This is a genomic window from Acinetobacter sp. TAC-1, assembly GCF_029025845.1.
Taxonomy (GTDB): Bacteria; Pseudomonadota; Gammaproteobacteria; order Pseudomonadales; family Moraxellaceae; genus Acinetobacter; species Acinetobacter guillouiae.
Window position 1 is genome coordinate 1,707,755 of record NZ_CP118892.1, and the last position, 6,511, is coordinate 1,714,265.

Here is a 6,511-nt window from a genome sequence, read left to right on the forward strand (position 1 = left end):
ATACATCCAGAATGATTGGTATCAACAGCTTGGTAAAATATTGTTGATGAAAAAGATTAATATTTTTGATTTAGAAAAATTTAAACGAGATCTATATGCAGGTCAGCAGTTGAATGGGCGTGTGTATAAACAATATGCACAGGATATTGAAGAATATCTTTTGCAATTAGATCATTTTCCCCATCAAGTCTTTCAAGTTTATCTTGATGTATTGAACTCAAGTTATATGACGCAAGTGCATGGCGCCTATCATTTTTTTAAACAGTTATATTTTGACTTTGAAAAGCTATCACCAGTTCAACGGTACCAACTTAAAAGTGTAATTAATCGTTGTTTAGAACGACCTCTAGATAATAATTTAGAACTATGGCTTTTAGAAATAAATCAAAATAAATTTTAAAAGGACTTTTTAAAGCTAAATAGCTTAAGAACAGTTATCCTTTTAAGATTAATTCGCTTGATGCTCTGAATCGGTTAGCTTATCAGGTGTCATCAATGCTTGATTGACATAGAGTTTGATTAAGCGTTCACGAGAGCCAATAGACTTTTGATAGTGCGTAGAATTTAACAATAATGATGCGCCATAAGTCACTGTCCAGATATAAGACAAGTAATCACGGATTGACATACTACTGTTTAAGGCTTTGAGATGTGCCCCGAAAAGATCTTTAATTTCTAAAATACGTTGCTCACGTATGCTATAAAGTTCTTCGAATAAGTCTTTGAGTTTACGTTCATTATTGGTTAAACGCTCTTCAATCACATGCAGTAAAATTGTTCGATTCGAATTTAACATGTTATATAACATGTATTCGGATACATAGATTTTAATATCATGATGATAGGCTTTAGAAATATCTAAAAGTCGTTTTTCATTCAAAATAATCAGTTCAAGATACAGCTGGTTTTTACTTTTAAAATGTTTATAGATCGTTCCTTTTGCGATATCAAGTTCAGCAGCAAGCTCACTTAACGTAATATCCTGATTATTATCAAGCAATAAGGTTTCTGCCATTGCTAAAATTTTCTCTTTGCGAAGAAGAAAATTCTGTTGGCGCACTGAACTCATTCTATTGATCCAAAACCGCTGATGAAGAACTGGACCCAGAGTATATCAGCTATTTCGCTGATTCAATAAAACTATAGTCCATCATATTCAATAAAATATTTATTTTTTTAATGTATTTAATAATTTAGCTTTTATATAAGTAAATTAGGAGAGATAAAATTTCAACAAACAATTTATAAAACTAAACTTAAGTATGGTCATACGATGAATATAAAGAAACTGTAAGAGATGTACCGTTTAAAAACATATTTAGTCAGCAACGACTTTACAAAAAAACCTGATCATTTGATCAGGTTTTTCTTTTTAATAAAGCTCTTAGAAATTAATCCGCGCGGCGCCAAATGGTACCTTGACGTGTATCTTCCAGTACTACACCTTGGGCAAGCAAAGACTGACGGATTTCATCTGCACGGGCAAAGTCTTTATTTTTCTTGGCATCAACACGTTGTTGAATGAAATCTTCAATATCAGCTTCGGATAAGCCAAGTGCTTCTTGACCAATGTCTGATTTTAAAAAGTCATCTACATTGTATTGAACTAAGCCAAGGATATTGGTCAAGTGGCGTAACGTAGAATAATAAAGCGTAGATTGCGCTGCATTCTCTTCTTTAACCGCACGATTCAATTCTTTAATAATTTCGAATAAAACTGCAATTGCTTCAGATGTATTGAAGTCATCACGCATTGCTGAATTAAAGCGCTCGACGAGCGTTTCATCTAACAGGTCTGTGGTTTTATTGCCATAGACTTGTTGATACGCTTTAAATGCATGATAAAAACGAGAAAGCGTAGTTTTTGCTTCTTTTAATGCAAAGTCCGAGAAGTTTACAGGGCTACGATAGTGTGATGACACAATAAAATAACGAATCACTTCAGGATGGAATTTCTCCATCACATCACGAATGGTAAAAAAGTTGCCTAAAGATTTAGACATTTTTTCGCCATCGACATTGATAAAGCCAACATGCATCCAGTAGTTTACATATTGTTCATCTGTTGCAGCTTCTGATTGCGCGATTTCATTTTCATGATGTGGGAATAAAAGATCTGAACCGCCACCATGAATATCGAAATGATTGCCTAAGCAGCAAGTTGACATTGCTGAGCATTCAATATGCCAACCTGGACGGCCATTGCCCCAAGGTGAAGCCCATGAAGGCTCATTTTCTTTAGCATGTTTCCATAGCACAAAGTCAAATGGATGCTTCTTCTCAACTTCAACATCAACACGTTCAGAAGCGCCAGCTTGCATATCGTCAAGTTTACGTCCTGAAAGTCGGCCATAGTTCTTAAATTTTTCAACTTCAAAATAGACATCGCCATTTGCAGAAGGGTAAGCCGTGCCTTTATTGACAAGGTTGCCAATCATATTCTGCATTTGATCGATATAATCTGTTGCGCGGGGTGCCTCATCAGGTGCTAAGCATCCTAGGTTTTCGGCATCATCATTCATCGCCTTGATAAAACGATCGGTCAAAGCTGTAATGCTTTCGCTATTTTCATTGGCACGCGCAATAATTTTGTCATCGATATCTGTGATGTTACGAACGTATTTAACATTCCAACCTTGACTACGTAAAAAACGAATAATGTAGTCAAAAGCAACCATCACCCGAGCATGGCCTATATGACAGTAATCATAAACTGTCATACCGCACACATACATGTCGATATGTCCTTCTTTACGGGGAACAAATTCAACTTTTTTTCGTTGCTCAGAGTTGTAAAGAACAAATGGTTGCATAGGTTTTCTAAAGGCTTCAACAAAATGATGATTAATCTTAACCTAAGCTCCATATTTCATAAAGTTTTATACGTTATTTTTCTAAGAAAATGAAATTTATACATTTAGGAAAGCAGCCTATTGTATTGCTATGCTAAAATAGCAAAAATATTCCATTCGATATTCAAAACTCTTTATAGAGTTAAGGTTAGCCCATTTTGAATCCTGAAAATAAATCAAATCAAGTTGATTTTCAAAAAGTTGCACTTGAAACTTTACGCATTGAAGAACATGCCATAGAGATTTTAGCGACTCAAATTGATGAACGCTTTACGCGCGCATGTGAAATTATTTTACAGTGCCAAGGTCGTTTAGTGATTACGGGTATGGGGAAATCTGGGCATATTGGGCGGAAAATGGCAGCAACTTTCGCATCAACAGGCACACCATCATTCTTTATGCATCCTGGTGAAGCAGGGCATGGCGATTTGGGTATGTTGGTCAAAGGTGACGTGTTGATTGCAATTTCAAACTCTGGAAAGAGTGATGAGATTATGATGTTGATGCCACTGATTAAGTATTTGGAAGTGCCTTTAATTACCATCAGTGGTGATGACAAAGGACCCATGCCACAAAATGCAGATGTTGCGTTGACACTTGGAAATATCAAAGAAGCATGTCCATTAGGTTTAGCGCCAACCTCAAGTACTACTGCAACATTGGTATTGGGCGATGCACTGGCTGTGGCGCTATTAGATGCACGTGGTTTTACTGCAGATGATTTTGCAATGTCACATCCTGCTGGTGCATTGGGTAAACGTCTGTTGTTACATGTAAAACATTTGATGCGTACAGGCACTGATTTACCTAAAGTATTTCCTGATACACCTATGAATAAAGTTTTGTACGAAATTTCCAATAAGCGTTTAGGTTTAACCACTGTTGTCGATGAAAATGACACCTTATTGGGCATATTTACCGATGGTGATTTACGCCGTTTAATTGATAGACAGCAAGGTTTTGATGTGAACTTGCCTGTTTCCGCGGTGATGGTTCAAAATCCTTCAACCATTTCTAAAGAAGCACGTGCAGTTGAAGCTTTAGAAAAAATGAATGAAAAGAAAATTAGTCAATTTATTGTCGTTGATGATGCCAATAAAGTGATTGGTGTAATTAGTATGCATGACCTGATTCAAGCTGGAGTAAATTAATCAATGGCTTCTTATGTTTTACTGGAACAAGCGCGTCATATTGAAGCATTGGTTTTAGATGTAGATGGAATTTTGAGTGATGGTTTTGTGACGTTGACCAATACAGGGGATGAAATTAAATCCTTTGATATTCGCGACGGATTAGGCATGAAGCTGGTGCAAAAATCTGGAATTAAAGTCATCATTATCACTGGACGTAAAAGTAATATTGTTGAAAAACGTATGGCTGATCTTGGCGTGGATTTGGTCTTTCAAGGTCGTGAAGACAAAGGTGCTGCACTTAAAGAAGCTTGTGCTCAATTCAATTTAGATCCTGAAGACTGTTTATATATGGGCGATGATTGGCCAGATCTTTCAGCCTTTGCAATTGCAGGGATGAAAGTCACTGTACCTAACGGGCATGTAGAAGTGCGTCGTCGAGCAGATTTAGTCACACAGGCAATGGGTGGGCGTGGAGCTGTGCGTGAAGTCTGTGATATGTTGCTGATGGCAAAAGGCACTTACCAAGAATTACTTGAAAAATATACAGCTATACCGCATTAATAGCGTAAATTCAGATTGATCAAATGTTGAATGTAATTTATGGATACTAAGGTTTTATATGTGACTGCAGTTGTCATCGCGGCAATCAGTGGTGGCTATTACTATTACAGTGGGAAAGGCAAAAAGTTGGATGCGAATTCAGCCAAAAGCATGACATATACTGCTGAGGGTATCCAGTTGGTCCAAACAGATGAAAAGGGCAATCTTTATGTTCGTGCTCAAGTGGATCGTTTAGAACAAGATTTACAAAGAAAAACTTCAACACTGAGTAACCTCAATGCTTCGATGTTTCATCAAAATAAAGTTGATTCAACTTTTTTTGCAAAACAAGCACGAGGATTTAATGACAATGAAAAAGTCGTTTTATCTGGACAAGTTAAAGCGACCAAGATTGGTGAACGAGGGACCATGGAATTTCAGACAGACGAGTTAACGGGGTATCCTAAAATACGTCAGTTTGAAACGACTCACCAAGTGACTGTTAATGCACCTGATGCAGAATTTATTAGTCAGGGTTTAAAAGCTGATTTAAACCAAGGTCAATATGAATTTGCACATATTCGAGGAAAGTATGTACCTAACTAAGCCTTTTTTAATGAAACAATCTTTCCTAATAAAAGCGATCTGCACTGCCGGTTTAATGGGCTTGTCTGCAGCAGCATTTGCATTACCGTCAGATCGTAATCAGCCAATCTCATTGGTTGCAGATAAAGCAACCTATAATGAAGCTGCGGGTATAACGACATATACCGGTAATGTCATCATTGAGCAAGGTACAATGAAGCTTCAAGCTGCTTCAATTGTGGCTCAATTGAATAAGAATAAGCAAATTAGTACCATTACTGCCACTGGCGGCCCAGCTAAGTTTCAACAACAAGTTGATACGGCAAAGGGTGTTGCTCGTGGGGAAGCACAAAAAATTATTTATAATGCCGAAACAGGTATTATTAATTTAATTGGTAATGCTTATTTATATCAAGATGGAGCAAGTATTCGCAGCAGTTCATTAAAATACAGTATGAACAAAGGTGATATTGAAGCTTCTGGTAGTTCAAATAGCACAGGTTCAGCGAAAGGACGTGTACAAATTATTATCCCGCCAAATAGTACCAAGTCTTTCCCTGGAGCGCGTGATTAATGACAGCATCGAATCAGCCTCAAGTGCTTTGTATCAAACATTTAGCAAAAGTTTATAGTAAACGTTGGGTGGTCAAAGACGTTTCATTCAGTATGCAAAGTGGACAAATTGTGGGTTTGCTTGGGCCGAATGGTGCGGGTAAAACCACCAGTTTCTATATGGTCGTTGGTTTGGTGCGAATGGATAAGGGCGAAATTCATCTTGATAATGAAGATATTTCTGATTTAGCTATGCATCAGCGCGCACGTAAAGGAATTGGTTATCTTCCACAGGAAGCTTCAATTTTCAGAAAATTGACGATTGCTGAAAATATCATGGCCATCCTTGAAACACGTAAAGATTTAAATAAACAGCAGCGCCAACAACGCCTCAAAGAATTATTGGAAGATTTTAAAATCACCCATATTAAAGATTCTCTTGGAATGAGTGTGTCAGGTGGTGAGCGCCGTCGTGCAGAGATCGCACGAGCACTTGCAGCTGATCCAAAATTTATGCTTTTGGATGAACCTTTTGCAGGTGTCGATCCAATCTCGGTAGGTGATATTAAAGATATTATTCGACAGTTAAAAGATCGTGGGATCGGGGTTTTGATTACCGACCATAATGTTCGTGAAACTTTAGCGATTTGTGAGCATGCTTATATTGTGAGTGAAGGTGCTGTGATTGCGGAAGGTACGCCAGAAGAAGTGTTGGCAGATGAAACCGTGCGCCAAGTGTATTTGGGTGATGATTTTACCGTATAACCACTCAGATTTTTTTAAAAGATGAAGGATCACCTTCATCTTTTTTTTTATTTTTTGAGACCCAAATTTTAAAAATTTCAATTT

At 37.3% G+C, this 6,511-nt stretch carries 8 protein-coding genes; 6 read left to right on the forward strand and 2 right to left on the reverse strand.

All coding sequences use genetic code 11. The features are described from left to right. Window positions 1–46: 46 nt before the first annotated feature. A complete protein-coding gene (locus tag PYV58_RS07960; RefSeq protein ID WP_034618104.1) occupies window positions 47–400 on the forward strand; it encodes a hypothetical protein in 354 nt (117 codons plus the stop codon). Window positions 401–448: 48 nt separating this feature from the next. Here PYV58_RS07960 and PYV58_RS07965 read toward each other — a convergent pair whose 3' ends face one another. Both PYV58_RS07965 and cysS read right to left on the reverse strand, forming a co-directional pair. Beyond that, complete coding sequence (locus PYV58_RS07965) at window positions 449–1,069, reverse strand: TetR/AcrR family transcriptional regulator (RefSeq protein WP_004822589.1); 621 nt, start codon at window positions 1,067–1,069, stop codon at window positions 449–451. A gap of 322 nt (window positions 1,070–1,391) precedes the next feature. Next, window positions 1,392–2,813, reverse strand: coding sequence for a cysteine--tRNA ligase (cysS, locus tag PYV58_RS07970; protein WP_004822587.1), 1,422 nt, complete (start codon window positions 2,811–2,813; stop codon window positions 1,392–1,394). 197 nt (window positions 2,814–3,010) lie between these two features. On the opposite strand from cysS, the gene PYV58_RS07975 reads away from it, so the two are divergent. The 5 genes from PYV58_RS07975 to lptB are packed head-to-tail and all read left to right on the forward strand — an operon-like array spanning window position 3,011 to window position 6,427. Next, window positions 3,011–4,003: a KpsF/GutQ family sugar-phosphate isomerase gene (locus tag PYV58_RS07975; protein ID WP_004822585.1), complete on the forward strand. Its 993-nt coding sequence runs from the start codon at window positions 3,011–3,013 to the stop codon at window positions 4,001–4,003. 3 nt (window positions 4,004–4,006) lie between these two features. Then, window positions 4,007–4,546 (forward strand): HAD-IIIA family hydrolase, encoded by a 540-nt coding sequence (locus PYV58_RS07980; protein WP_004822583.1) that lies wholly within the window; start codon window positions 4,007–4,009, stop codon window positions 4,544–4,546. A 39-nt stretch (window positions 4,547–4,585) separates the two neighbouring features. After that, on the forward strand, window positions 4,586–5,131 hold the full coding sequence (gene lptC, locus PYV58_RS07985; protein ID WP_004822582.1) for an LPS export ABC transporter periplasmic protein LptC: 546 nt from the start codon (window positions 4,586–4,588) through the stop codon (window positions 5,129–5,131). A 10-nt stretch (window positions 5,132–5,141) separates the two neighbouring features. Then, window positions 5,142–5,684 carry a lipopolysaccharide transport periplasmic protein LptA gene (lptA, locus tag PYV58_RS07990; protein ID WP_227504290.1) on the forward strand — a complete coding sequence of 181 codons (543 nt, stop codon included), beginning with the start codon at window positions 5,142–5,144 and terminating at the stop codon, window positions 5,682–5,684. Continuing rightward, entirely contained in the window at window positions 5,684–6,427 is a 744-nt protein-coding gene (lptB, locus tag PYV58_RS07995; protein ID WP_004724336.1) for an LPS export ABC transporter ATP-binding protein, read from the forward strand. The genes lptA and lptB overlap by 1 nt, the downstream gene beginning before the upstream one ends. Window positions 6,428–6,511: the final 84 nt, after the last annotated feature.